The organism is Paenibacillus sp. RRE4 (assembly GCF_031844205.1).
Classification (GTDB): Bacteria; Bacillota; Bacilli; order Paenibacillales; family Paenibacillaceae; genus Paenibacillus; species Paenibacillus xylanexedens_B.
Map to the genome: position 1 here is coordinate 513,680 of NZ_JAUZUT010000001.1, position 25,591 is coordinate 539,270.

Sequence of the window (25,591 nt, forward strand, 5' to 3'; positions counted from 1 at the left end):
GTAAACGTATAAGGGGACAGCCTTCCCGCATGGGGAAGGCTGTTTGCTGTTAAGTATTATCCTTTGTAGTGCAATGGTATGGATGGGAAGGGTTTGGTTTAAAGGCTTAGATCTCGTTCTCCATGTTGCGCTGTGAACCGCTGGCAGGTTTGTTACGATAGAAATACCAGCATTCGTTCAGTAACTTGATTTGACGACTGTCCTTTTTGTGGAACGCCCGCATGAGTTGGTTGCAGAGCCATTGAGGCAAAGGAATCTCCTCCTTTTGCATAATTCATCTGTACGTTAGCATATGTGGCAATAGCCTGGACTGTGCGGGATAACTCCATGTCAATTGAAAATGATCAGAACCTGTTGAACCAGAACGAAAAAAACAAGAATGAAAAAAGCACATTCCCCGGTTCGGGAAATGCGCCTTTCGTATTTTATTGAATTTTGTCTATCAAACGAGATGGAATACAATATTTCGGAAAGTTGATGGTCATACATCAGGTTTTAAACAGAAGTAATTTCCCTATAGAATGAATCAGAACGACTCCATCTCTTCTTCATACCATTGTTCCAATTGGGCTTGTAGTGCCCGGATCTCGGTAAGCAGGGAAATCAAAGGATAATTGCTTTCACGCAGGGCAGCAAAACGCTCTTCAAGGGCATTGATATAATCAAGCCCGCCGATGATGGACAAGTTTTCGTTTAACAGATCGAGATGATCACATTCGGCAATAGCCCAGGGTAGAACGGGTACATCTGTTGCCGTGAGTTTGTCGATTTCCTTGTGCAGACGCAGATTAAGCGCACTGAGTTGATAAGCATAGTCCGCGGGCATTTCAACAAACTGCAATTGTTGCTCCTGCTGCAGGATGACATAGCGCATTGTAGGCATAACGAGTATTAATCTCCCCTCATACATTCTACTTGACAGTGTAGCCTACGAAACGGTTAAAATTCAAGTATTGTACGGGAAAAACAGTGTGCTCGAACGGGTGGAGAGAGAGGAGAATGATGGAAAATAAGGAATTACAACAATGGATTGAGCAGATTTCTCTTGAACATTTCGGAGTTCCGTTTACTCATGAAGCGATATTTAACCGTCGTCTGACGACAACAGGTGGAAGGTATATGCTCAAAAGCCATCGGATCGAGATAAATCCACATCAGCTTGAAGTCTACGGAAAAGACGAGGTTGAGAAAATTATCAAACATGAACTATGCCACTATCATCTGCATATTCGAGGGCGGGGATACCAGCATAGAGATCCGGAATTCAAGGCACTTTTGCAGAAAGTGGGCGGTTCACGGTTCTGTCAGTCTCTTCCTGGAGACAAGGGCAGAAAACCGCTGCCGTATCGGTACAAGCTGGTATGCAAGAGCTGCGGGATGGAATATTTGCGTAAACGGAAAATAGATCCCAAGCGTTATCGCTGCGGTCGATGTTCAGGCAAACTGACGCTTCAAACCATCTGACGAACACTAGGAATAGTTTGTTGTAAAAAGGGAGTAAAAGGCAGGTTGACTTGAATTATTAATCATGATAAATTAATGTTATTCAAGTTAATTTTCCCTGATAGCTCAGTTGGTAGAGCACTCGACTGTTAATCGAGTTGTCACAGGTTCGAGTCCTGTTCGGGGAGCCATTTCTTGGAGAGATACCCAAGTGGCTATAAGGGGACCCTCTGCTAAGGGGTTAGACTGCGTAAGCGGTGCGAGGGTTCGAATCCCTCTCTCTCCGTTCTGATTATACACTTTTAATCCTCTTTACATGAATGAGTAATTTTTCATGTAAAGAGGATTTTTTGGTTTTAGCATCTGAGCCGTTCACAGGGAAATACCCAAAAGCTCGTACAAACCTGATTTTCCAGCCTCGGTCACTTCAACAGAGCGACTTCCTGTTTTTTGACGAATCCAATCCAGTTCAAGTAACCGCTGAACGAGCTCTTCACCGAGCAAGCCGGACAGGTGATGACGGCGTTCGCTCCAGTCCAGGCATTTACGAGCGATGGCCCTGCGTGATCCTGGCTTCAATTGCAGCTTCATTCCAAATGAGTTAAACCACTGCGATCCTTCCTCCGTAATTAGAAAATCCTTACCATGCGCTTCTTCAGGTTCAACCAGATAACCTCTCTTGAGCAATGCTTCGCAGAGTAAAACCCCGAGTTTTCCAGCCAGATGACCGTAACAGGTGCGAGCATAACTTAATTGTTGCAATTGATTGGATTGCTTCAATGAGCGAACCTGTACCGCTGGGGCAATACTGGCCATCTTCTCAATCAGATCGGCAATTTCCTCGTTCGCGAGACGATAATATCGATGACGACCTTGCTGTTCTACTTCCAATAGTCCTCCCGTTACAAGTTTAGCAAGGTGATTACTTGCGGTCTGTGGACTGACTGAGGCCATATAGGCCAGCTCACCGGCAGGTAACGACCTTCCATCCAGCAAAGCGGAGAGAAAGATAGAACGGCTTGTATCAGCAATAAGTGAGGCAATAACAGTGATGTTCGGATATGCATTCATACTTCGATGATAGTTGAAATAATGCTGTATTACAATTGGTTTCAATTGATGATTTGAACAGGAGAGGTATAAGGTGAGTAACGTTATGCAGCAGTATAGCACAGAACAAACGACCAAATCGGCTCGGACGAATCAGCACGAGACGATTAATCCCAGTATTTTATACTATGGCACCCCTGTTATCATCCTTAGTACTTTAAACGAAAATGGGTCCACGAATCTTTCACCATTATCGTCTTCTTGGGCGCTGGGGGATTGTCTGGTGCTGGGGATAGGTACACAGGGCAAAGCTTATGAGAATCTCTGTCATCATCCTGAATGTGTTATTAATCTGCCGGATGACTCGATGTGGGGAAAAGTTGAAGCGCTGGGGCGGTTGACGGGAAGCTTTCCCGTGCCAGAAGTTAAAGAGAAGATGGGATACACGTTTTGCCAAGATAAATTTAGGACGGTTGGCCTGACATCTCAAAGATCAGTTCAAGTGGCGCCAGATAAAATAGCCGAATGTCCGCTTCAGATTGAAGCGCTTGTACAACATATTCGTATCCCGGAGCATACGCCGAATATGGCGATTGTAGAAGTGAAAGCAGTGAAGGTGCATGCACATTCCCATTTGGTTTCAGACGTCAATAAGATTGATCCGAAGCAATGGCATCCGTTGATTTATAATTTCAGGCATTATTACGGACTTGGGGAGAGACAAGGGGAGAATTTCCGGGCAGATAAATGAGTGGAGGATGAGATCGATGAAGAGACCAAGTAAGAGACCAAGTGAGAGTTACACTTCTTAGCACGTTGCAGAAATCAAAAAATAAGCACAGGCTGGCTCGGTTAACGAGACTGCCGTGCTTGTTTCTTGATTTTACTAATGTTACTAACCTTTCAATGGTACTTTATCAGCCTTCCGAGACAATGGTTTCCTCAGGCGCAATCGGTTTGCCTTCTAACAGGCTATGAATCGCATGAGCGACGCCATGCTCCACATTGGTCAGTGTAATCGTTTTAGCCAAGGCGCGAATTTCGGGTTCGGCATTGCCCATTGCTATACCTAACCCAGCCATTTGTAACATGGAAACATCATTAAAGTTATCCCCGATAGCGGCTGTGTCTTTCATCGAAATGTTCAAGTGCTCCGCCAGTTTGGAGAGGGCATTTCCTTTAGATACATCCGGATGTTGCATTTCAAAATTATGCTCAAAGGAGACAACCATGGCAACATCGGTTCTGGAAGAGAAGTATTCTCGTCCAAGTTGCACTTTTTCAGGATTCATCGAGAAAGCCATAATGTTGTAAATGCATGCTTCTGCCGGAATTTCAAGATGGCTGTTCACACGATGATAGTCTTTTTTGTTGTAGTGTTTCTTAATCGAATGGATCATGCGCTCGATATCTTCACCGGGTTTTGATCCCAGGACACGTTCCAATTCGGCAAGCATCGTCTCATGAGTACTGATTGCAGCGTATATGCCCATCTGAGTTGAAGCTTCATAATAAATGTGCTCATCTTCCAGCCATTGCATGACAGAAGCGGCCGTTTCACGTTCCAGAGGAAGGTGGAATAAGCGTTCTCCATTCTCATCATGAATGGTAGCGCCGTTGGAACCGATAATCGGTGTTTTGATTCCGCCTTGGCGGCTAATCGCCACAACATCTGAATATACGCGTCCGGTCGCGATGGTTACTTTCATGCCAGACTGTTGCGCCTTCTGGATGGCATCGGCGTTCTCGCGGCTAATCTGGCTGTCTCGATTCAACAAAGTTCCATCTAAATCGGTAGCAAATAACTTCATATCTTTACAACTCCTTATCTTGTGTAGGTTCGGGGATTAGAATCTCAACCTTTTGTTCGTTTAAAAAATCCAGCCATTCCTGATCCGGCCATTGATCTGTAATTAATACGTCTACCAGTGACCAATCTGCAAAACGATAACCGTAACGTTTGCCCGTCTTGGAATGATCGGCTAGCACAATTACTTTTTTGGCGGATTTCATCATTTGATGTTTGATCTTGCCTTCCTCTTCGGAAGCACTGAATCCATCCATCGTGAAACCGCCAATGCCAATAAAGGCTTTATCCACGTAGTAGTGGGAGAGTGTCTCAATAACGGGTGTTCCATACACATAACGCTGTTCCTTATCTAAGCGGCCGCCAAGGAGACGAATCTGAACTGCGGTGTGATTAGATAAAAGATCAGCTGAGTGTATCGAATTAGTAATGACCGTACAAGATTTACCATTCAAATTCTCAGCGCAGGATTGAACGGTTGTGGAGGAATCCAAGATGATCGTCTCTCCTGAACGAACCAGAGCCGCAGCCAGTTTGCCAATGGCCCGTTTTTCCTCAGAAACATACTTCAGCCGGTCTTGATAGGACTTGAATTCTTGTGGGGGAGAGGGGAGGATTGCACCACCGCGTGTGCGAATAATGGCTTCCTGCTCTTCGAGTTTAATCAGATCCCGGCGTGCCGTATCTCGTGAGACATCGAATAAAGATACAATCTCTTCTGCCGAGATACGATGATGCTTGCGCAGGTGCTCAATGATGAGTTGCATGCGTTCTTCTTGAAACAAACGTAAAGCCTCCTTATATTTCTGGATGACCGTGCGTTGTACTATAGTTTAATTATAAGTAATTATAATGTGATCTGCAATGTTGTAAGTAAAAATAAGTTTTTATAAGTTTTTAATCATTAATTTACATAATTATAGTACAGCTATGACAAGAATGTGATTTCAGATATTAAGGAGATAAGGGAAGTGGCTTTTGAATGTGAGTAAAAAATTGGATTTTAAAAGAATATAAAAAAGTGTTGCATTATTCTATTTACCTGTGATATACTCATTCTTGTCGCCAAGAAGACAAATTGTTTATAAGGCCCGTTGGTCAAGGGGTTAAGACACCTCCCTTTCACGGAGGTAACAGGGGTTCGAATCCCCTACGGGTCATAGTATTACCTCATTCTTCACCGCTAAGAGATTCGTTTTAATAAAGGGTTTCTTTGAAAGTCATTGCTCTGTAACATCCGATATGAAGCATGGCATAACATCAGGTGAAGGCACATTGAGAGCCATTAGCTCAGTTGGTAGAGCACCTGACTTTTAATCAGGGTGTCGAAGGTTCGAGTCCTTCATGGCTCACCATTTAACAATTTAATATGCGGTCGTGGTGGAATGGCAGACACGCTATCTTGAGGGGGTAGTGGGTGTATACCCGTGGAGGTTCGAGTCCTCTCGACCGCATCAGATTAAGAAGCAAAAACCCTGGATACCCAGGGTTTTTGCTTCTTTTTATGTAAGTCAAAGTGATGTATCAATTAAATGGTCTATGGAAAAATTAGTAGCCTAGATTCTATTTAAGGTGTCTATATTTTTTTCGATGGATTGAAAAAACTGATCCTCTGCAAGAAGTGCGTTGTTCATACGTTTTTCGAACGAATGAGAGAGTGTGAAATTATTTGTTAAATATTGTTTGGTTAAGTATTTTCTCAAAAGATCCCATTGTTTGATGGCTTGTTGTGTAGTTTGAATGATTTCATTCAATGCATTGGGGTTTGTGGATGAACTTAGTAGTGATATTAGTACTTTTTTTCTGTCACAGTGTCGATTCAAGATTGTGTGAAGCAGAGAATAGGCATCGTGTATTCGGTTAGGGATCTTTCTGTTAAGTGGGATGAGCCCGCTAGCTAACAGGTTGTTCAATTCCAAAATCGCTGATCTTCCGAAACATTCGATATATCCATCAACAATTGAGTCGGGCTTATAATAATTTTCCAGTGTTCTCTTAAAAATCATGGGTGCTCTATCGGGTAAATCTTGGAGTTCGTCTTGATTAGGGTGTATCGTAAAACAGTTGAATTGGTGATTAAAGGCATTCATAAATGAACGTTTAGTATCTTGGCCAATGCCTTTGTTGACGAGGTGGGGTTTAAAGAATTGTGGATTATAGTTTATGTAATTATCTAAAAAATAAAAGTCTGTATCGGTTTGTCCCAGAATTAAGAATATATGTCCGTCAATAGTAGCATCTGTTTCATATGCTGAATTTAATTCATATGTTTTGTAATAGGGGACTTTCTTCATGAAAGTGTTAACAAACACAACCTCGCCGTTAGCCAGAAGGGTCTCTAATTTATCGATGGCGGATGAAGCATCATTGTTAAAGGTGTGTTGGTTTGATTTAATTACATAATCTTCTGGGGATTTAATGTCGTTTAATTTAACGTCAAGAGGGTAATTCGCGAGATCTTTAACGATCTTAAGATTAAAATCATCGAGAAACATTTTATAAGATAGATTTGAATTTTTTAATTCGTTTTTTAACATGAAGAAAATATTACGAGTATAACAGTCTCCAATCGCCTGCACTTCAGCATTCGGTTTTCCTTGAGGGGTATAGTAATAATCCATCTCTATTGGATATAGCGCTTCCATATTGTTCCCTCCCAAAATGATATTTTAGTTTATGGTGTTGTAATCTATGTTTATGGTTATCTCTGTCATTATAAAAAGAATATTTTAGGTTCAATATGTATTATTCAGCAGGGTACAATATGTATGTAATGACTCTTTTGATGAATATTATGGTAATTATAATAATATTTTATATTTATTTCAAGGTTGGTTTGGGACTCTAATGGTCTGGATAAAAGGGCTGAGGATTCAGAAATATTGTGCTATAATTCAATCATATGGCATTTAAGTTGATAATTACGGTTGGAAGGCGGTTCTTGCATGCAGTCAATCTATGAGCGAATTGAGCACCTGATTGCCGAAAGAGGGATGACAAAGAAGGCCTTCTGTGAACAGCTGAAAATAAGCACAGGCAATTTGGGTGACTGGAAACGTGGTAAATCAATCCCGAGTACAAATAAACTCATTGAAATTGCTTCGTTTTTTGATGTGAGTCTGGACTGGTTAATGATTGGGCGTTTATCGAAGGAAGCCATTGTGCGGGAAAAGCGGGAAGATTATTTTTTTAACGTGTTGCGGCAATTGAATTGCCAAGAGAGTGAATTATCGACTGTGGAACAGTCTTTTATTAGTGAATATATCGAGTTCACTCGTTATCGCAAATTTAAAGAGAGTAAAGATGCCGGAAGCTATAGCTACCAACCTGAAGCGGAAGACGAAAATAAGTCAGAGCAGGAAGGGACGTAGGTGTCTCTGGTTGATAAAAAAACCTCCATCTGTGCCCAAGGGAATGATTTCCGGGACAGTAGGGAGGTTTTTTTCTGTAGAAATATCCGTTTAGTGATGCTGATCAAGAATACTGGAGTATTTGGGGTACAACTGGCGGATGCAATCTGGGCAGATGTCGTGTGTAAACTCGGCGGAAGTGTGTTTTTCCAGATAGCGCTCAACGCTGTTCCATTCGTCTGATTCATCCTTGATATGTTTGCAAACGGCACAAATAGGCAACAGTCCGTGGAGGGTGCGCGCTTCAGTCAAGGCTTGTCGTAGCTGAAGCTCTGTCGTCTTCTGTTCTGTAATATCTGTGTGGGCCACCAAAGCGAGGTTGGTATCTATCGTAGGACCGTTCTGTAAGGGAGTAAGTTCTACGCGAAACCATTTCTCTTCGTTGTGTGGTGTAGTAACAGAGATATCGTATGTATGGTTTTTTTTAAAGGGAACAACATTATGCCTCAGATACCTCGCGAACTTGGTTGGATAGTGGTTTTTCTGTTGAGCTTCCCAAGCTTCCATCAGGTGGAGGTAATGATTGTGGCGGCTGGCTACTCGTAAGAAGAGTTTATGAAGTCCGTGCTGCCAGGCACGGTTACAGCTTCGTATCATCCATTGATGATCAATAATGATCAACTGATGATTGGTCGCCTGAAAAGATAGGCTTTCCAGGTCGGATGTAATAGTTCCCATGGGAGAAGTCCTCCTTATGATGGATGAAAGTGTTCTTATCTCAATTCCTCCGGTATGTTCAAAATATCAGCGACCTGATGTCTGAATCGGGTTGCTTTGCGCGTGCCGTGAATAAGGTTGGATAGACGGTAAGGCGGAATATCATGTTGCTCGCAAAAGGTTTTCTGATCGACCTGAAGTTCGGTTAAGCGTCGTTTGATAGCCCATCCGAACGGAGTGACTGGTTTTTTCTTGTTCAATAGGGTTCACCCCTGAGTGGATTTTATAGTATTCAGCAGGTTATTCTTTGTGTAAAATAGATATAGATACGTGCTGTTAGTTCTATTATATACGTAAATCCGTCATCTAACAATTAAAAAATACGGAAATAAGTGTATTTTTTGAATTAAAATGACGTAAATTCGTATTTTTTATTGTGCAAAATAAAAAAACACGCCAGCAAGGGGAGTTGCGGCGTGTTTTTGGTGTGCTCTGAAAAGGAGGTTTCGAAGAGGAGTGCGGAATTATGCTCTGTAAGCGTGGAGGCCTGCTCCAAGCATGTGGAAGCTGGGAAATAACGACTTCATAGACATGGACGTAGGATGCAGAGGGGCATCCGGTGAGGAGGCGCTCACAGTAGCCCATTCATTCTCAAGGTCGGCGGTCAGGCGGGCCAGCAGTTCCCGAGTGGCATTTTCATTTAGGGGAATAACTTTGCAAGCTTCGGATACGCATGCATTCATGGCTGAATGTAAGTAACCGAGAACCGCCTCTTCGACGGGGATATCGAGGTGGTGGTTGATCCAGGCGTGAACGGTGGGGAGGCAACCGACTGAATTGTATTTTACGAAGATTTGTTCAAGCGGGCTGAGATCGATCCAAGGATGCAAGGCGCGAGACAGTTTGATTAAACGTTTGCCTATGATTGTTGCTTGCTCTCTAAGTTCAGGAGGGGTACGTTGTACATGCACAAGTTTGTCGATCAGGGCAATTCGCCAAGTGTCTTTATGGTCTGTGGCGCTATAAATCCCCTTGATGGCCATACCTTCTAGACGAACGAGACTGGGGTGTAGCTGGCAACGCATAAATGATTCGAGTTCCTCAGCTGTTCGAATGGTACCTTCCTTGATGTGGGTATCCATGCCGAAGAAATGGGTGAATCCTCCCACCTGGACAGAGGGATCAAGCAGTTTCGCATAATCGAGTAGCTTATTCCCACGGTTCACGATCTTTCGCCTCCTGTGCTTTATTGTGTTATGTTTAATTACATATGATGATCTTTTTTTAAGTTTAATGTGTAAATCCGAATTATATGATATATATATTCACATAAATATCCGTGTTTTGTCAATAATTTATGAGAAAATAAAAACTTGATTAAATAAAATTCAGAATTAGAGTTATATAATATAACATTATAAATTCTATCTGTGTCATATATTTATGTCTAAAGTCCCTTAGGCCTTTTTGCCGAATCAGATTAATGATATGTAATTTTCGAAGAAATATGACTGAATTTTGCAAGAGGTGTGGAATAGGAAGGGAAGAAGAACTGTTATCCATTTAGAGTAAATCCGGTTGTAGTAAAATGTCATTCATAAAGTGATTAATAAGGACTTTACTTTTGTTTAAGAATCCAGTATAATCAATTCTGTTGCCGATAATTTACGACATGCGGTCGTGGTGGAATGGCAGACACGCTATCTTGAGGGGGTAGTGGGCGTATGCCCGTGGAGGTTCGAGTCCTCTCGACCGCATTATATGAAGATTTACGAGAGAAGCTTTCCGTGATGGAGAGCTTTTTTTGTTTTCATATAGCAACAAGGGCGAATTATTCAGGATGAGGACATGTGTTAAAAGAGAGGACGCAAAAAAGCCGCCCAAAAGCTTGAGCAGTGTCTGGCTCTTTGCTTTATAGGTGGCTTGTTTTTGTTTATATGTTTGTTCGAAAATCTATATTTATTTGTTAATCAGCTTCTGAATATCCTCTTCGATTTTGTCCGGTGTAGTCTGCGGAGCATATCGTTTCACAACTTTACCATCCTGATCGACAAGGAATTTGGTAAAGTTCCATTTGATGGCTTTGGAGCCGAGCAAGCCTGGTGCTTCTTTGGAAATGTGTTGGAAGAGCGGATGAGCGCTTGAACCATTGACGTCAATTTTTTCAAACATCGGGAAGCTTACGCCATAATTCATCTGACAAAATTCAGCAATATCGTCGGAAGATCCTTTTTCCTGCGCGAATTGGTTGCTTGGGAATCCAAGCACTTCAAACGGAGCATCCTGGAATTTATCCTGAAGCTCTTGCAAGCCCTTGAATTGAGGGGTGAGACCGCACTGGCTTGCGGTATTCACAATTAACAACACTTTGCCGCGATATTGGGACATCTCAATCTCTTGTCCGCGAAGGGTGTTTACTTTGTAATCATAGACTGACATGGGAAACGCCTCCATCCTGTTATTCTTAATATGCTTATTATATTTTAAACAATTAAATAATGCAAAACTTATTTGGGATTATCGTTGTTATAACCATTCGCTTTCTGGACTCAAAAATGGACGAAAAAACCATGAATCAATTTTTGTACGGTTGAGAATTAGATAGCTTGGAAGAGGAGGATAGCGTATAAGCTCATTGTAAGCGTTATTATCATAGGTTATTGCCGGAAATCTGGCGATTCGGTGATCTGTATGCACTTTACATGATCATGGTACGGGTGTATGATTCATAGCGTAATTTGAATTTTAATTAAATTGTACCTGAAAAACGAAACAAACGATAATATCGATCGGTCTTATACTCAAGATTTACGAACGATGTTTTAATCGCTGAGTTTCCATTCATTGTGGATGGAAAACGGGGGAACCAACAGAATGGGCTGTATGACAGCAGCGGACATTCATGGGGTGAATTTTTCGGTGAAAGCCGGAAATAGGGCGACTCTCGCGCCCGAATCCGTCAGCTAACCTCGTAAGCGTTAAAGGGAGAGGCAACAAACCGCACGCTGGTTCATGGCGCTTTCGTCATGGATTATTTAAGAAGCGTTTCGGAGGCCTTGGTCCCCACGCTTCTTTTTTGTTGTCTTTTCACGCCAAGGGAGGAACGAAGAATGGATAAAGAGATGATTTTGGTAACCGCTCCAAATGAAGCAGGACGTAAATTTGTGAAATTGCTGATGTATAAAAAAATGCCATTTGCCGTTCTGACGAACAGTGCTGATGAGGAGCGCAAACTTCGCCGTCTTGGCGTAGAACACGTCATCCGTATGAATACAGCAGCTGCTGAGAAATGGTTTTTGCCGCAAGGCAGTGTAGGCAATGTATTTATTTTTGAGAACAGTCTGAACTTGACATGCCGCTATCTTCAAATTTGTCGCTCATGGACATCGAAGTCTTTGTGTGTGATCACGGAGCAGAGCCATCCTAAAGGGATTTATCGTGGAATGGGAGCGGATAAAATTGTCTATTCATTGAATGGAGAAGTCGGGTTCCTTCTTAATAGTTGCAATAAACCTGAAGCTGAAGTAAGCAGCTTGTGATTGACATTGATCCAAGGTAAGACGCCTGTTATAATTGCAGGTATAGACTAACGGAATTTGAGGAGACTCATGCTTGTCGTGGGTCTTCTTTTTTTATGGAAACAGTACGGTAGTATAGAAGCGAGGGATAACCTGCAGCTTACGAGGAGGAATCAGCGTGCCGGATATTGCCGGATTGAAGTGGTTGTTTTTTGATGTGGGGGATACGCTGGTGGATGAATGGGAGCCAGTAGATGATATTATTGGGCAGTTCGTTCGGGAGGCGAATGATTACGGCTATCCAGTAAAGATCGAGGCGGTAAGAGAACTGTTTGCTACCTGTTACCGTAATTATGAACAGTGGCCCATGAAAGTAGCCATACGTACATATATTCATGATGAAAATCACCGCACTCTGATTCAGGAGAAGCTGAAATTTCATAAAGAACTGGAGCAACCGTTTCCTTCTGCAACCAAGGTGCTTGAACAGCTTTCGCATCACTATCGTATTGGCATCATCGCCAATCAGAGCCCTGGGACTGAAGCAAGGCTGGAGAGCTACGGACTTCGTAAATATGTCCATGTTCTGGCCTGTTCGGCAGAAGAAGGGGTGTCCAAGCCTGATCCGGAGTTGTATGCGGTTGCTCTGAAGCAGGCTGATTGCGCGCCCGAAGAAGCGGTTATGATTGGCGATCGAATCGATAATGATATTATGCCAGCACGTAGTTTAGGTTTACGCACCATTCGTATTTTGCAAGGGTACGGAAGGTTCCAGCCAGAGCTTTCGGATGCCGAGCGTGCAGACTGGACGGTGGAGTCCCTGGATGAACTGCTGCCGCTACTCATACCTGATGAGGATGCAGGTAAATCTATATGAGTCTTAGGTTAGACTATGTGGGATTAGATTGCAGGTATATGTAGATCGGAAGTATATCAATATAAAGACACAAAGAAGGCCGATTTGCGTTGGGATCAATACCAACAGCGAATCGGCCTTTTTATATAGAAGCTTAGAACAGCATGAAGGTCTGGATGATTAAATACACATTCAGGACAACGATGATAGCGGCAATAGTCCAAGAGACGATTTTGAGCCATAGTTTGTTTGCAAAAGGCCCCATGCTTTTTTTGTCACTTGTGAACATCACAAGTGGGATGACGGCGAACGGCAGTTGCAGAGACAGGATGACCTGACTTAAGATCAGTAACTCTTCTGTGCCGCGCTCACCGGCAATCGCAGTGACGATGACAGCAGGGATGATCGCAATCAGTCGGGTAACCAGTCTACGCAACCATGCCGGGATACGGATATTGAGGAAGCCTTCCATGACGATCTGTCCTGCGAGCGTGCCTGTAAGAGTAGAGTTCTGACCTGATGCGAGCAAAGCTACGCCGAACAGGACGCTGGCGATCGTTGTGCCAAGTAGCGGAGTTAGCAGATGATAGGCATCGGATATCTCTGCTACCTGTGTCATGCCAGCGCTGTGGAATACAGCCGCAGATACGATCAGGATAGCCGCGTTAATGAACAAAGCTAGCGTCAAAGCGATGGTTGAATCCATCGTGGTGTAGCGAATAGCCTCTCTTTTGCCCTGAGTCGTCTGCTCAATCTGGCGGGTCTGCACAATGGAAGAATGCAAGTACAGATTGTGCGGCATAACGGTGGCTCCGATGATACCAATGGCGATGTAGAGCATGGCCGGGTTCTGCAAAATTTCGGTGCTAGGAACGAATCCGTGAAGAACACCGCCCATATCCGGTTTCGCCAAAAATAGGTCGATGCCAAAACAAAGAGCAATGGTTGCCATCAGCACGATGACGAGCGTTTCCAGCGCACGGAATCCTTTGTTTTGCAACACGAGAATGAGTAATACATCCACGGCGGTAATAATCACACCGTATAACATGGGAATGTTAAACAAAAGTTTAAGAGCGATTGCTGAGCCGATCACTTCAGCGAGGTCCGTAGCCGCAATAGCCAGTTCGCATAGAATCCATAACATCATGACAACGGGAGCGCTGAAACGTTCACGACACGCCTGGGCAAGATCGCGCCCAGTGACAATCCCTAGCTTGCCTGCGAGGGATTGAAGCACGACGGCCATCATGTTGGAAAAAAGGATGACGGACAATAGCGTATATCCAAATTGCGAGCCGCCGGCGATATCCGTAGCCCAGTTGCCGGGGTCCATATAGCCGACAGCGACAAGATAACCTGGGCCGACAAAGGCGAGAAACTTTTTCCACCATGCCGCATTCTGGGGTACTTTCATGGAACTGTGAGCTTCACCTAGCGAGGGAGTCATCGTAGCTGCAGAAGCAGACGCGGGTGCATATTCGCTGGATGAAGGGTTGAACGGATTTTTTTGACTCATACATGGATCACCTGACTTTACAATAAGATGTGGCCGGCTTGTAGCCGGGAAAAATTCAATTTTAGGATGTGCTCTGGCACAAATACTGCGGCAAATGAACGGGATGAATAAGAATGCTCATATATCTAAAATTTTATGTTCATGTTTACATTGTACACCGTCAATAATTTTTGTCTAGTGCAACTTTTATGTAGTCGGACAAAAAATAAGGAGAATCTGAAGTTATATTTTCGAAGAGCCTCTTTGTATCGTACCCATTTTGTAAAAAGATACGACTTTTATCAGGTACGCATGAAATGTAGCCAAATGTAAAAGCTGATAAAGTACACAATCAGACGTTTCAAATCGAGCCAGAAGTTTAAAATGAATTGTAGGCAGTCAAAACTTTATTAGCGAAGGAGAGATTCTGATGGAAGCTTTATATACAGCAACAGCGACAGTAAAAGGTGGACGAACAGGTTCGGTGGCTTCTTCGGACGGTGTGCTGCAACATGATCTGAAAATGCCGAAAGAACTTGGCGGTGCCGGTGGAGAAGGCACAAATCCCGAGCAACTTTTTGCGGCTGGATACGGTGCATGTTACGAGAGCGCTCTGGCTAACGTGGCCCGCAAAGCAGGTGTGAAATTGGAGAATGTCGTCGTAACAAGCAACGTATCGATCGGCAAAGATCCAACAGATGACGGATTCAAGCTAGCGGTTCGCCTGGATGTGAGTATGCCGGGAGTGGATCACAGCCAAGCTGAGGATCTTGCCCGTAAAGCGCATGACTTCTGTCCGTATTCAAAAGCAACACGCGGCAACATTGACGTTGTACTCAACGTCGTTTAATAGATAGGATAATTCCTGGCTCTTTCTCTTTGAGAGTGACAGGTAAAATAAAGAGCAAGGTATCCAGTGATATCTGATCTTCAAGCACACAAGCCCTGCTGGTAGTTCAGCAGGGTTTTGTTTTCTAACATATACCACCCATGAATCACCTAATCTGAAAGCGGAGGAGGATTTCTCCGTGTTAGGTCGTACTCTTTTACATAAACGTACAGTCGCTTCATGCCACATATTCCATTAAGGAGGAACGGCGATGAGTATTGAAGAGATGATTGAGAGAAAATTTGTATGCACCAAATGCCGGGGGACGGAATGCAACATCAAAGAAGTCTCTATGTCAGGAGCGGGGCTCAGCAAAGTATTTGATATTCAGCATAACCATTATTTGTTTGTGGGCTGTACGGCCTGTGGATATGTGGAAGTGTTTAACCCGGACGTGCTAAAAGGCAAGAAACAGGGACAAGTTGGCACAATTCTGGATATTCTGTTTGGTGGATAGACATGCGTGAGTTGACATCGACCCGAAATTTCTTTAATATGGTTTAGTACTGAAAGTGTCAGTGTCATTAGCATGAACCAAATTTGAATTCACGGGTGATATCCATGTCTTATAAACCAAGCATTGCACAACTGCAAGTAGCCAGCAAAAACGAAAAAGACGGATTGTACGAATTTACGATGAAACTGGTGGATGGTACACAGTGCCGTGTATTCTACTCCAAATCTCCGGATTGGAAAATGACTGCGATCAGCCGTCTGCAGAAAACACCTTGCCCTGTATGTCGTAAAGACTTCATCTGCAAATGTATGGATCAATGGTCAGGTGACCTGCATCAACAAATGATTAACGACGAGTGGATGGAAAAAGCACTGGCTGAGTAATTGTCGGACAGTTATGAGCGTAGGCATTAAGCCTGCGCTTTTTTTCTGTTTTGCCAGGGAGTTTAGCAGATCAAATTCAGGTTAGGCGAGAAAAGTTGGCTCAAAATGGGTAAGTAATCTAACAGCACCATAGAGGAGGCCATGAGATATGACAGTAGACCAAGAGGATAAGCACAAGGGACACCCGATTGTTCTTGTAGACGGCGTATGCAACTTTTGCCAGGGAATAACGAAATGGATCATCAAGCGTGATCCGGAAGGGAAATATCACTTTGCTTCACTTCAGTCGGATGTGGCGAAAGGATTGCTGGAGAAGGGTGGTTTGAGAACCGATAGCATGGATACGTTTGTGTTGATTGAAAATGGAAAATACTATACACGCTCCACAGCAGCGTTAAGGTTGGCCAAAGGTCTCAAGTTCCCTTATCCGTTACTCTATGTGTTTATTATTGTGCCCAAATTCATTCGCAATGCAGTATACAACTGGGTTGCGCGCAATCGGTACCGCTGGTTTGGGAAGGACGATGCATGTATGTTACCTACACCCGAGACTAAAGATCGATTTTTATAAGTATAAAAGTATCAGTTTTTCAGGATAAGCTTCCATAAGAAAGAAGTTTCATGTAAGGTGATTAATATCGGTAATTACTGGGTAATTACTGTGGGTTACATTATTTTTTACATTATTGGGAGGATAACAACTTGAAGAAATGGACGACAATGATTATTGGGGCGTTATTGGCAGTAAGCTTGGCAGCATGCGGAAACGACACAGATAAATCTGCAACGCCGCCAGCAGGTAATGAAACAACGAATGAAAGCAATAATACAACGGAGCAGAATGCGGCTGTTCCAACACTGGATGAATTGCTTGCCAAAACAGGTGAAGCAACGAAAGCGTTGAAAAGCTTCACTACGGAAGCTAACATCGATCAAAAAATCAAATTGGATGCTGGCGAGAATTCCCAGGATCAGCAAGTAAAAACGTCTTTGAAAATGGATATCATTAAAGATCCAATGATGATCTATCAAGAGATGGAACTGGATATGTCTGGACAGAAGCAAAACGTAAAACAGTATATTACCTCAGACAAAATTTACTCCCAAGTGGGTGACCAGTGGGTAGCGATTCCAGAAGATCAAACGAAGGCGCTCATCGAACAATTGAAAGCTAGCATGAATCCGGAAAAAGAGCTGGACCAATTCAAAAAAGTAAAAGAAGACGTTAAGATCACCGAAGAGGGCGACAACTATGTCCTGAACGCAGATGTATCGGGTGACAATGTCAAGGAATTGGCTAAATCCGTTATGGAACAAAACGGTTCAGACGCTCAAATGCAGGCTATGCTTGATCAAATGAACATTAAGAGCATGAAAATGAAATATCTGATTAACAAAGAGACATCTCTTATGGAGAAGATCGATGTAGAGATGGTGATGGAAATGGAGCAAAACAATCAGAAAATGACGATGGACATGAAAATGGACACTTCGTTCTCCAACCATGACAAAGTTGCAGAAATTAAAATCCCGCAAGAGGCTTTGGATAGCGCAAAATAAGTGAAGCCCTGAAACACCTTTGATTCTGATTTCGGAATACCTGTCGGTAGACCGGATAAGGATCAGGGGTGTTTTTTGATTTTGGAAGTTCTTTAGAGTGTTATAATATGGACTTGTATGATTAATTTTTAAAATTTGGACATTTGTAAAAGGATCTGCTGTGAGTGTAAACATGTGGTTGCGTAAGGTTAATTCATCATTGTTTCAATAGGGAGGGGATACCGGATGATCAGATATGCACATATTCATCACGTAAGTCTGGCTGTTCGAAATTTGGAAACGGCAAAAAAATTCTATTCCGGTTTGCTCGGAATGCAGGAGATTGAGCGTCCTCCTTTTCGCTCCATGGGAGCGTGGTATGCGATTGGCAGTCAGCAACTTCATCTATTGCAGCATCCGGAAGGTCATACGCTAAGGGAAGCGGGGATTGATACGACCGACGGACATTTTGCACTTTGGGTGGTCAGTTATTCGGAGACGATCGCTTGGCTGGAAGAGCAAGGGATTGAATATGAAGCGAGACCGGATAGTGTGGCTGGATTCGCTCAGATTTTTATCCTTGATCCGGATCGAAATATCATTGAATTTGGAGCGCCTTATGGTTCCTAGGTGGGATGGTTAGAATAAATCCCTTGCTAGTCCAAAAATTGTATGTTATAGTGTGCATACATTCATAGCACGTGACGGAAGCACCGTCCATATCCTGCAATTTCATGCGGGAAATGGGCGGTGTTTTTTTGTGCTTTTTTGATGGGGAGGGAAAGGTAATTGATTGTCCTTAAGGCAGTGCTGGTATCGAGGGATAAAGATTATATCCAAGCTTGGCTTGACTATGTACAGAGTAGCTCGTCAGGCTCCACGATGCGATTCATCGCTTTTTCACAGTGGGAGGCATTCAGGAATCATATGGATGAACAGGATGAACACGAGCTACCTGATCTGATTATCGCTGAACCTGAGTTTCTAAACCCTTGGTTGATGAATGGTGGGGATGCCTCAGGTATCCCATGGCTTATGCTTAGCGAAGGAGGCGACGAGGGACACGAGGCGAAGCGACTTATGAAGTATCAGCCGTTGCCTGCGTTGCTTGAAGCCGTTAGGAGGGCTTGCAGGCAACCACGTAGTAAGGGGAGTCGACATTCGGGTCAAGAAACGTTAGCCATCGGTGTATTATCGGCATCGGGTGGGAGCGGTAAAACAGCCGTAGCTCTGCATATGGCGAAGCAGCTTGGACTCGCTGGATATTCTGTGTTGTATCTCAATCTGGAAACTCTGGACAGCTCATTTCCTTTCCTGAAGAAAGGGTTGCGGCGTGGTAGCCAGCATCATGTAGAAGTAGAGACAGGTTTATCACGACTACTATATGATCTGAAGGCTCGTAAAAGGGAGGTAACGTCTGGTACGGATTCGGATATCTCGGTAACAGGAAAAATGAAAACAATGGTTGAGTATGTAGTCGGGCATGAGGCATTAAAGGCGGATGTGTTCTGGCCGTTGGCCAACCGTAAGGAAATGTTACAGATGTCTAAAGCGGATACAGTAGATCTCATCCGGTATCTGACCGATTCCGGGCAATATGAAGTGTTGATTCTGGACGGAGACTCAGGCTGGGATGAACGTAGCGATGGCATTCTGAAAGCGGCAGATACCTTCGTCTGGCTAGTAGAAGATGATATCGCTGCGATGCATCGATGGGGGCAATGGCTTCAGCATAACGAGCGTACCCGAACGGAACGGTTAGGAAATATGCTGGAGCGCACGTATTTTGTTATTAACAAATATCGAGAGCAAGTGATCAATCCATTGCCAAGACCTGATCTGTATGTGGATGCGGTGTTGCCTTATATTCCTTCTTGGAAACAGATGAATCAGGAAGAGGTCATGCTGAGCTCACCGATCTTTCAGCGTGAAGTCAACAGATTGTGTGAAATGCTGATGCAGGCTGAAAAAGATGGCTAGCCGAAAGACAGGATGCATTTATATACAGGAGGAGCCTGGGGAGTTATGACAGATCATTCATGGAGCATCACAGACCGTGAAGAACAATTTCAAATGCTTCGCAGAGAGGTGCGAGCTTCGCTCGATATGACTTCTTCTGCCGGGGATAAGGAGTTGTGGCAGGGGATTGAGAGAAAAGTTCTCGGTGATTCGGGCCTGGAAGACTTGACTTCAGGTGAGCGCCATGAGTTGGTGCAACGATTGTACGATTCTTTTCGCGGATTGGATATTTTACAACCTCTGGTGGATCACCCGGACATTACGGAGATTATGATCAATAGCCATCGGGAGATCTTTGTGGAGCAAGAAGGGGAGGTCAGACAGATTCCACTGCAATTCGAGTCCAGAGAGCGGCTGGAGGATATTATTCAAATGATCGTGTCTGATGTGAACCGCATCGTCAATGAATCTTCTCCCATTGTGGATGCCCGCCTGAAGGACGGTTCACGGGTTAACATTGTGCTTCCGCCTATTGCGCTAAAGGGGCCAACGATGACAATTCGGAAGTTCCCAAGTGAGCCGATGAAGATGTCTGATCTGATTCAGAAGGGGGCTTTGCATGAGGAAGCAGCCGTGTTATTACAGCAGTTAGTGCGAAGCAAGTACAACATTTTTATCGGGGGAGGCACAGGTTCCGGGAAAACAACTTTTCTAAACGCGTTATCCCAGTTCATCCCTGCTGATGAGCGGATTATTACGATTGAGGACTCAGCGGAGTTACAGATCGTGACCGTACCCAATCTCGTCTCCCTGGAGACCCGAAATGCCAATACAGAGGGCAAAGGTCTTATCTCTATCCGGGATCTGATCAAGTCCTCCTTGCGGATGCGTCCAAACCGGATTGTGATTGGGGAAGTACGGGGAGCGGAAGCGCTGGATATGTTACAGGCGATGAATACTGGACATGATGGATCGTTGTCGACTGGTCACGCAAATACGATCTCGGACATGATCAGTAGGCTTGAAACGATGGTCCTTAGCGGTGCTGAACTTCCCATTACTGTCGTAAGACAGCAGATTAGCTCGGCCATCGATATTTTTGTACATCTTTCCCGGCTTCGAGACCGTTCACGCCGTGTGACAGAAATTAGTGAAGTGATGGGTTTACATCATGGTGAAGTGCTACTGAACCCGTTGTTTCGATTTCAGGAGCAGGAGGAACGGGAAGGGCGTATCATCGGTGGACTCATCCGGGTGGGCAACCTGACCAAGGTGGATAAGATTCAAATGGCCGGACTTGGAGAGTGGCTTGAGGGATACATAGAACAGATAGTTGAGCAGGCGGGACAAGAAAACAAGTAGTACATTGTGAAAATAAAGTGAGGAACTTCCAAACCATGTTGTGAGAGAAAGAGGGTGTAGAGGACGGTGCAGGGCAAGCAAGCATTAACGAATTATACCGTATATACACTTAGCTCAAGACAACGCTTTGTCTGTATGCTGGTCAGCGGATGTTTATTTTTCGGAGTTGGCTTGTTATTTTATCATCACTGGTTGGCAGGCACGATACTGGCTGCGGGTTGTATATGGGTACCCAGGTTTTGGACAAAGGTGCTACTGGAACGCAGAAGGATGACACTTAGTCTGCATTTCAAGCAAGCACTGTATGCACTATCCTCGGCCCTGGCCGCCGGGAAGTCAGTAGAAAACGGTTTTAAGGAATCCGTTGAAGACCTGCGGATGTTGAACCCTGAGGCTGATACCGATTTGATTCGAGAGTTCACTATATTGCGGACACGCATGGAATACGGGCAGCCGATTGAAGAGGCGTTGCAGGATTTTTCGGAACGGGCACAGATTGAAGATATTACGAATTTCGCAGACGTGTTTATTACTTGTAAACGAACGGGCGGTGATCTGGTTGAAGTGGTTCGCCGTACCTCCGCAGTGATTGGAGAAAAGCTGGATATTCAGCAGGACATTATGGTTGCTGTGGCACAGAAAAGATTTGAATCCAAAGTGATGTTTGCGGCTCCCTTCATTTTTCTTTTATTTCTCAACCTGACCGCCAAAGATTTTATGGAACCACTATACAGCGGGCTCGGATATCTCATTTCTACAGGTGCACTTGCTGTGCTGGTCAGCTGTTATCTATGGATTCATCGCATTATGGATATCAAAGTGTGAGGAGATGAAAAGATGTGGTTTCCCCTCATGATTGGAGGAGTACTCAGTGCGGGCTGGATTGTGCTTGATCGAACCCGGGGAAAAACTTACAAACATTTACGAAAGCTGCATATGGAAGGTTTGCGTTTGAAAAAAATGCATGCCCCGTTTCTGTTTATGCTGGACAAGTTCGAGATCGGCCGCAAACTACCTGTACTTATGTTCCGGATGCAACACGCGATCCAGAAGATGTACGGCATACAGCATAGTGGTGAGAAAACGCTACTCTACTGTGCTGAAATGCTGACGTACTCATGGCTAGTGATGCTGGCAGGATGTTTACTATCCCTCGTGAGGGAAATAGGCACGGGAGGATTAGCTGGTGGGTTTATTCTTGCAATCGCTTTGCCGTTTGCGATGTATAAGGATCTTTACACCAAGGTGAAGCGAAGAGATCAAGATATCCTTATAGAGCTGCCTGAACTGCTTAATCGAATTTTGCTCTTGGTTGGAGCGGGGGAAACAGTTCAACGTGCAATCAATCATAGTGTGAATAGCCAGGGAGAACGGAATCATCCTTTGTACAACGAATTGCGTAGAGCAACAGGAGACTGGAATAACGGGTACTCGTTCCAGCAATCTTTAGAGCAGTTCAGCCGCCGATGCGGTGTGCAGGAAGTGACGATTTTTACAACGACAGTTTTACTGAATTTCCGGCGTGGAGGAGGTGACTTTGTATTGGCACTGCGGGATCTGTCACATGTATTGTGGGAGAAACGCAAGGCGGTTAGCCGGGCCAAGGGAGAGCAGGCCTCTTCAAAATTAGTGTTTCCGATGGTGCTGATCTTTTTTACAATCGTGGTCATGATCGGTGCGCCAGCTTTTATGATGATGAATATGTAGGAGGAATTGGGATGAAGAACAAGGTAGCGGCATTTTGGAAAGAAGAAGAGGGTTTGGGTACGCTGGAACTGATTCTAATCATTGGTGTAATTATCATTATAGCGTTAATTTTCAAAGACCAGATTAAAAAGTTGGTAACAAGACTGCTGGTTAATGTCAGTAGCAAAAGTGATGAGTTTTTTGAATAGACGTTTCAGAAAGGAAGAAGGGAGCTTCACTGTCGAAGCCTCCCTGGTCTTCCCGATCATAGTATTTATCCTTGTGTTGCTACTTTTCTTCACGATGTATACGTACCAAAAAACGTTTTTGAACCAGCATGCTTATGCGGCTTCTGAACGAGCTGCCTACAGCTGGGATAACAGTCACAGACAGGCGCTGACAGGCGAATATGCTACTGGGGAATATGATAACTTGTACTGGCGGTTAAGCGACGATCGGCTGTTAGGGGCATTGTTTGGTTGGGCGGGAGCGGACAATGAGGTTAGCGTTTCTATACCTGGATCTGAAGGCGCTAGTCTTTCGGAAACAAAACTAGCACAAGCATCCAGCCATATGCCTTCAGCCATGAAGGGCAAAATCACATATCAAAATGCATTGATCCAGCGGAAGGTAACCACTGAGCTTGAGCAGGTTATATCGTTGCCTCTGCCCTCATTTTTGTTTGATTCCGGCAAACTTGTGCTTACGAAGGGCTCCTCTGCTGTTGTAGAACCGGTTGAATTCATCCGAACGGTGGATTTGATCCGTTATTACGGTGCCAAGTTTAAAGGGAAAGGTGGAAAGGAAGCGACATCAGCTGTGGAAGCAGGGCAAGTTATACAGCATTTTGGAAAAAACGAAAAATGAGGAAAGGGGGAGGGAGGCACTGTTTAGAAAAAGAGATGGTGAATCAGGAGCTGTAACGTTATTTCTGATCTTGATTCTGGCAGGAGTATATATGTTTGTGGCAATTTTTATTGATTATGCGAGAATTGCTGCTTTTAAAGTACAGACGGAGCGGATGGCACATGCCGCAATGAGATCCGTTATGTCAGCTTATGATACATCACTTCGGGAGTATGGTTTGTTTGCGTATGGCGACAGTAGCGGAGATGCCATTATGGCCAAAGTGCTGAATGATAGTGTGAAACCTTCTTCCGTAAAGGATGGTTTCCCGATTCTGGATATTCAATGGGATACCACATCACTCGGTATGGAACGTGAACTGGGCAGGTATGATATTTTTAATCGTCAAATTCAGGAAGAGATGAAGTATAGAGCCCCGGTTGATTTTGCCATTGAAGTCATTAATCGATTCAAACCGATGTCAGAGGAGATGAAGGAAGCAGCACATACCGTGGACCTGTTGAAAAAATTACAAAAGCTTTATGACAAACGTGAGAAATTGCTGGATGAAGCGATCGGGAATCAGATTGAATCTGCCGAGAAGGTAATGAAACTTCCAGACTTGATCATGAAACCGCCAGCGCAGGCCATCTATGAAGAAATGCTTGAGGCAGCACCAGAGACAGCGGCAGAAGCGGCGGCACGTTATGCCGATTACTTAAGCAAGAAGCAAGCAGACGAAGGACTGCCTTTAATTGAACAGCTGTACATATTGGACTTGGGGCGTTACCGGACAGGTGTAAATCAGATTGTGACAGGAATCAGCATGTTGATGCAACCAGCGCTAGAGGCGCATAAGACCAAACTATTGGAAGCACAGGACAAGATCGAAGAGGCGCGTGAGATTAATGAAGAAATGAAACGAGTGATTGCGGAAGGGGGAAGTCGTTCCGAGAATGCCAGTTATGATAACGTGGGGAGCTCTACACTCCCTGGAACGAGTCCGACTTCTGCGGGGTCCGGCAATGAAGCCAAAAGCGCACGTTCGCTCGCTTCGGAGCTTGTCAGGGAAGATGCTCTGTTTGATCGGATAAAATCTCGTGTGATTTCGCAAAATGAAGACTTCTCTGGCGTGCGAAAAGATAGCATGGAACTCAATACCCAGCTTCGGAGCGTGACGGGTATGAGTGGTGTTCCAATTAAACCTGCGGTCAGGCAGGCAAGTCAGACTACGGAACGTTATATGAATTCTTTTGGGAGAACAGGCCCTTCCAATCTTATCACACAGAGCCAACAGGAACTTGAAAGCGGCCGTGGATCGGATGCCCAGCGTAAAGAGAATGACAAACAATCCAAAGGGAAATTGAAGGAAATGAAACGGTTATTCAGCCGGATAGAAAACGGAAGTTCCGGTTCCTTGCAGACATTCAAACAGCTGGAACAATTTTATAAGGCTAACATAGCGTTTAACCAAAAAAGCTCTGAGCAATCGGAAAAGGCAGAGATTGCGAGTGATCCGTATGATTCCGGTGGAAATGCCATGAAGGGAATGGATCGCCTGTTTGGAGGGATGTCAGGACTACTGGGACAACTTGGCGATGAGCTGTTTCAAAATGAATACGCGCTTGCTTACTTTGAATCCATGGACTTTGGTCAATTGTTCTCCTGGACGGAAGGCAGTGGAGATGTTAATGACGTGTTCAAACTGGAGAATCAGGAGCTGGAGTATATCCTATACGGTTTTCATAACCCTTCAGGTAACATCGCATCTGCATATGCCGAGGTCTTCGGAATGCGTCTGGCGATTCGTACAGCTGAAGGACTAAGTGAGAATAGTAAGCTTGGGAATCCGCTTCTTGTGTTATCTGCCGCGATCCTGTATGGGATCACGCATGCAATAGAAGATATGGTGAAGCTGGCGAAGGACGGTAATGTTGAATTATCCAAATATATCAAGGTGAAGCTGACATACAGGGATCACCTTAGATTGTTCCTGCTTATGCATAGCAATAATGATCGCAAAATGTCCCGAATGTTAGCCTTGATCCGATTGAATACGGGAGCTAACCCGGATGAGAAACAGACTTATGCTTCCGGACGGATGCGCAGTAGCATCAAGCTATGGTTTTTGCCTGGAATTGTGCGAAGTATAGGCGCTGTAACGGGCAGTGAGGATCAAGTACAGGATGGACGCTTTTTCGTTGAACGGAAGGCGGATTATTCCTATTGAA

At 44.2% G+C, this 25,591-nt stretch carries 29 protein-coding genes, 6 tRNA genes and 1 riboswitch; of the genes, 24 read left to right on the forward strand and 11 right to left on the reverse strand.

All coding sequences use genetic code 11. The features are described from left to right. Positions 1-106: 106 nt before the first annotated feature. On the reverse strand, positions 107-250 hold the full coding sequence (gene cmpA / locus Q9R46_RS02230; protein ID WP_123063289.1) for a cortex morphogenetic protein CmpA: 144 nt from the start codon (positions 248-250) through the stop codon (positions 107-109). Between the two features lie 276 nt (positions 251-526). Further along, positions 527-883: a hydrolase/acyltransferase gene (locus Q9R46_RS02235; RefSeq protein ID WP_090918133.1), complete on the reverse strand. Its 357-nt coding sequence runs from the start codon at positions 881-883 to the stop codon at positions 527-529. Between the two features lie 119 nt (positions 884-1,002). Between Q9R46_RS02235 and Q9R46_RS02240 the strand changes: the two genes are divergently transcribed. The 3 genes from Q9R46_RS02240 to Q9R46_RS02250 all read left to right on the forward strand — a co-directional run bounded on the left by Q9R46_RS02240 (position 1,003) and on the right by Q9R46_RS02250 (position 1,729). After that, positions 1,003-1,464 carry a SprT family protein gene (locus tag Q9R46_RS02240; protein WP_154958617.1) on the forward strand — a complete coding sequence of 154 codons (462 nt, stop codon included), beginning with the start codon at positions 1,003-1,005 and terminating at the stop codon, positions 1,462-1,464. Positions 1,465-1,558: 94 nt separating this feature from the next. Then, positions 1,559-1,634 (forward strand) — tRNA-Asn (locus Q9R46_RS02245). A gap of 6 nt (positions 1,635-1,640) precedes the next feature. Beyond that, positions 1,641-1,729: transfer RNA gene (locus Q9R46_RS02250), tRNA-Ser, on the forward strand. An 86-nt stretch (positions 1,730-1,815) separates the two neighbouring features. On the opposite strand, the gene Q9R46_RS02255 is transcribed toward Q9R46_RS02250, so the two are convergent. Continuing rightward, the gene (locus Q9R46_RS02255; protein WP_311278797.1) at positions 1,816-2,514 is read right to left on the reverse strand and encodes an ArsR/SmtB family transcription factor; all 699 of its coding nucleotides are present in this window, start codon (positions 2,512-2,514) and stop codon (positions 1,816-1,818) included. Positions 2,515-2,599: 85 nt separating this feature from the next. Here Q9R46_RS02255 and Q9R46_RS02260 point away from each other — a divergent pair, with 85 nt between their 5' ends. Beyond that, positions 2,600-3,244, forward strand: a complete 645-nt coding sequence (locus Q9R46_RS02260; protein ID WP_311280929.1) for a flavin reductase family protein — start codon at positions 2,600-2,602, stop codon at positions 3,242-3,244. Positions 3,245-3,410: 166 nt separating this feature from the next. On the opposite strand, the gene Q9R46_RS02265 is transcribed toward Q9R46_RS02260, so the two are convergent. Together Q9R46_RS02265 and Q9R46_RS02270 are read right to left on the reverse strand one after the other, a co-directional pair. Further along, positions 3,411-4,304 (reverse strand): Cof-type HAD-IIB family hydrolase, encoded by an 894-nt coding sequence (locus tag Q9R46_RS02265; RefSeq protein WP_145412026.1) that lies wholly within the window; start codon positions 4,302-4,304, stop codon positions 3,411-3,413. Positions 4,305-4,308: 4 nt separating this feature from the next. Beyond that, entirely contained in the window at positions 4,309-5,085 is a 777-nt protein-coding gene (locus Q9R46_RS02270) for a DeoR/GlpR family DNA-binding transcription regulator (RefSeq protein WP_145333412.1), read from the reverse strand. A 303-nt stretch (positions 5,086-5,388) separates the two neighbouring features. Here Q9R46_RS02270 and Q9R46_RS02275 point away from each other — a divergent pair. The 3 genes from Q9R46_RS02275 (at position 5,389) to Q9R46_RS02285 (ending at position 5,754) form a co-directional block, all read left to right on the forward strand. Beyond that, positions 5,389-5,460, forward strand: a tRNA-Glu gene (locus Q9R46_RS02275). Positions 5,461-5,579: 119 nt separating this feature from the next. Beyond that, positions 5,580-5,655, forward strand: a tRNA-Lys gene (locus Q9R46_RS02280). Positions 5,656-5,671: 16 nt separating this feature from the next. After that, a tRNA-Leu gene (locus Q9R46_RS02285) sits at positions 5,672-5,754 on the forward strand. 102 nt (positions 5,755-5,856) lie between these two features. On the opposite strand, the gene Q9R46_RS02290 is transcribed toward Q9R46_RS02285, so the two are convergent. Next, on the reverse strand, positions 5,857-6,945 hold the full coding sequence (locus Q9R46_RS02290; protein WP_311278798.1) for a hypothetical protein: 1,089 nt from the start codon (positions 6,943-6,945) through the stop codon (positions 5,857-5,859). Between the two features lie 300 nt (positions 6,946-7,245). Here Q9R46_RS02290 and Q9R46_RS02295 point away from each other — a divergent pair, with 300 nt between their 5' ends. After that, complete coding sequence (locus Q9R46_RS02295; protein ID WP_145333414.1) at positions 7,246-7,671, forward strand: helix-turn-helix domain-containing protein; 426 nt, start codon at positions 7,246-7,248, stop codon at positions 7,669-7,671. Between the two features lie 90 nt (positions 7,672-7,761). Here Q9R46_RS02295 and Q9R46_RS02300 read toward each other — a convergent pair whose 3' ends face one another. The 3 genes from Q9R46_RS02300 to Q9R46_RS02310 form a co-directional block, all read right to left on the reverse strand. After that, entirely contained in the window at positions 7,762-8,388 is a 627-nt protein-coding gene (locus Q9R46_RS02300) for a nitrogen regulation protein NR(II) (protein WP_145333415.1), read from the reverse strand. 35 nt (positions 8,389-8,423) lie between these two features. Further along, complete coding sequence (locus tag Q9R46_RS02305) at positions 8,424-8,627, reverse strand: Rha family transcriptional regulator (protein WP_090918120.1); 204 nt, start codon at positions 8,625-8,627, stop codon at positions 8,424-8,426. A 264-nt stretch (positions 8,628-8,891) separates the two neighbouring features. Next, positions 8,892-9,593, reverse strand: a complete 702-nt coding sequence (locus Q9R46_RS02310) for an urease accessory protein UreF (RefSeq protein WP_145333416.1) — start codon at positions 9,591-9,593, stop codon at positions 8,892-8,894. A 448-nt stretch (positions 9,594-10,041) separates the two neighbouring features. Between Q9R46_RS02310 and Q9R46_RS02315 the strand changes: the two genes are divergently transcribed. After that, positions 10,042-10,124 (forward strand) — tRNA-Leu (locus Q9R46_RS02315). A gap of 202 nt (positions 10,125-10,326) precedes the next feature. Here Q9R46_RS02315 and Q9R46_RS02320 read toward each other — a convergent pair. Then, a complete protein-coding gene (locus Q9R46_RS02320) occupies positions 10,327-10,806 on the reverse strand; it encodes a glutathione peroxidase (protein ID WP_090918116.1) in 480 nt (159 codons plus the stop codon). A 378-nt stretch (positions 10,807-11,184) separates the two neighbouring features. Next, a riboswitch (cyclic di-AMP (ydaO/yuaA leader) is annotated at positions 11,185-11,360 on the forward strand. A 117-nt stretch (positions 11,361-11,477) separates the two neighbouring features. Between Q9R46_RS02320 and Q9R46_RS02325 the strand changes: the two genes are divergently transcribed. Next, the gene (locus Q9R46_RS02325) at positions 11,478-11,906 is read left to right on the forward strand and encodes a hypothetical protein (protein ID WP_090918114.1); all 429 of its coding nucleotides are present in this window, start codon (positions 11,478-11,480) and stop codon (positions 11,904-11,906) included. Between the two features lie 157 nt (positions 11,907-12,063). Continuing rightward, positions 12,064-12,762 (forward strand): HAD family hydrolase, encoded by a 699-nt coding sequence (locus Q9R46_RS02330; RefSeq protein WP_311278799.1) that lies wholly within the window; start codon positions 12,064-12,066, stop codon positions 12,760-12,762. Between the two features lie 133 nt (positions 12,763-12,895). Here Q9R46_RS02330 and Q9R46_RS02335 read toward each other — a convergent pair whose 3' ends face one another. Next, positions 12,896-14,191, reverse strand: coding sequence for an Nramp family divalent metal transporter (locus tag Q9R46_RS02335; RefSeq protein WP_311280930.1), 1,296 nt, complete (start codon positions 14,189-14,191; stop codon positions 12,896-12,898). Between the two features lie 478 nt (positions 14,192-14,669). Here Q9R46_RS02335 and Q9R46_RS02340 point away from each other — a divergent pair, with 478 nt between their 5' ends. From Q9R46_RS02340 to Q9R46_RS02400, 13 genes are all read left to right on the forward strand, one after another. Beyond that, a complete protein-coding gene (locus Q9R46_RS02340; RefSeq protein WP_090918107.1) occupies positions 14,670-15,089 on the forward strand; it encodes an organic hydroperoxide resistance protein in 420 nt (139 codons plus the stop codon). A gap of 250 nt (positions 15,090-15,339) precedes the next feature. Further along, positions 15,340-15,585: a zinc ribbon domain-containing protein gene (locus Q9R46_RS02345; protein ID WP_090918105.1), complete on the forward strand. Its 246-nt coding sequence runs from the start codon at positions 15,340-15,342 to the stop codon at positions 15,583-15,585. A gap of 104 nt (positions 15,586-15,689) precedes the next feature. After that, positions 15,690-15,968 carry a hypothetical protein gene (locus Q9R46_RS02350; protein WP_311278800.1) on the forward strand — a complete coding sequence of 93 codons (279 nt, stop codon included), beginning with the start codon at positions 15,690-15,692 and terminating at the stop codon, positions 15,966-15,968. Between the two features lie 148 nt (positions 15,969-16,116). Next, positions 16,117-16,539, forward strand: a complete 423-nt coding sequence (locus Q9R46_RS02355; protein ID WP_311278801.1) for a thiol-disulfide oxidoreductase DCC family protein — start codon at positions 16,117-16,119, stop codon at positions 16,537-16,539. Between the two features lie 131 nt (positions 16,540-16,670). Next, positions 16,671-17,528, forward strand: a complete 858-nt coding sequence (locus Q9R46_RS02360) for a DUF6612 family protein (protein WP_311278802.1) — start codon at positions 16,671-16,673, stop codon at positions 17,526-17,528. Between the two features lie 225 nt (positions 17,529-17,753). Then, entirely contained in the window at positions 17,754-18,137 is a 384-nt protein-coding gene (locus Q9R46_RS02365) for a VOC family protein (RefSeq protein ID WP_311278803.1), read from the forward strand. 159 nt (positions 18,138-18,296) lie between these two features. Continuing rightward, positions 18,297-19,487 (forward strand): P-loop NTPase family protein, encoded by a 1,191-nt coding sequence (locus tag Q9R46_RS02370; protein ID WP_311278804.1) that lies wholly within the window; start codon positions 18,297-18,299, stop codon positions 19,485-19,487. A 45-nt stretch (positions 19,488-19,532) separates the two neighbouring features. Then, positions 19,533-20,828: a TadA family conjugal transfer-associated ATPase gene (locus tag Q9R46_RS02375; protein ID WP_311278805.1), complete on the forward strand. Its 1,296-nt coding sequence runs from the start codon at positions 19,533-19,535 to the stop codon at positions 20,826-20,828. Positions 20,829-20,894: 66 nt separating this feature from the next. Continuing rightward, a complete protein-coding gene (locus tag Q9R46_RS02380) occupies positions 20,895-21,653 on the forward strand; it encodes a type II secretion system F family protein (RefSeq protein WP_311278806.1) in 759 nt (252 codons plus the stop codon). 12 nt (positions 21,654-21,665) lie between these two features. Beyond that, on the forward strand, positions 21,666-22,535 hold the full coding sequence (locus Q9R46_RS02385; protein WP_311278807.1) for a type II secretion system F family protein: 870 nt from the start codon (positions 21,666-21,668) through the stop codon (positions 22,533-22,535). An 11-nt stretch (positions 22,536-22,546) separates the two neighbouring features. Further along, positions 22,547-22,723, forward strand: coding sequence for a Flp1 family type IVb pilin (locus Q9R46_RS02390; RefSeq protein WP_090918085.1), 177 nt, complete (start codon positions 22,547-22,549; stop codon positions 22,721-22,723). Next, positions 22,707-23,381, forward strand: a complete 675-nt coding sequence (locus tag Q9R46_RS02395; protein WP_397386319.1) for a TadE/TadG family type IV pilus assembly protein — start codon at positions 22,707-22,709, stop codon at positions 23,379-23,381. Before Q9R46_RS02390 ends, Q9R46_RS02395 begins: the two co-directional genes overlap by 17 nt. A 97-nt stretch (positions 23,382-23,478) precedes the next feature. After that, positions 23,479-25,590: a hypothetical protein gene (locus tag Q9R46_RS02400; RefSeq protein WP_311278809.1), complete on the forward strand. Its 2,112-nt coding sequence runs from the start codon at positions 23,479-23,481 to the stop codon at positions 25,588-25,590. The last annotated feature ends 1 nt before the right edge of the window (position 25,591 follow it).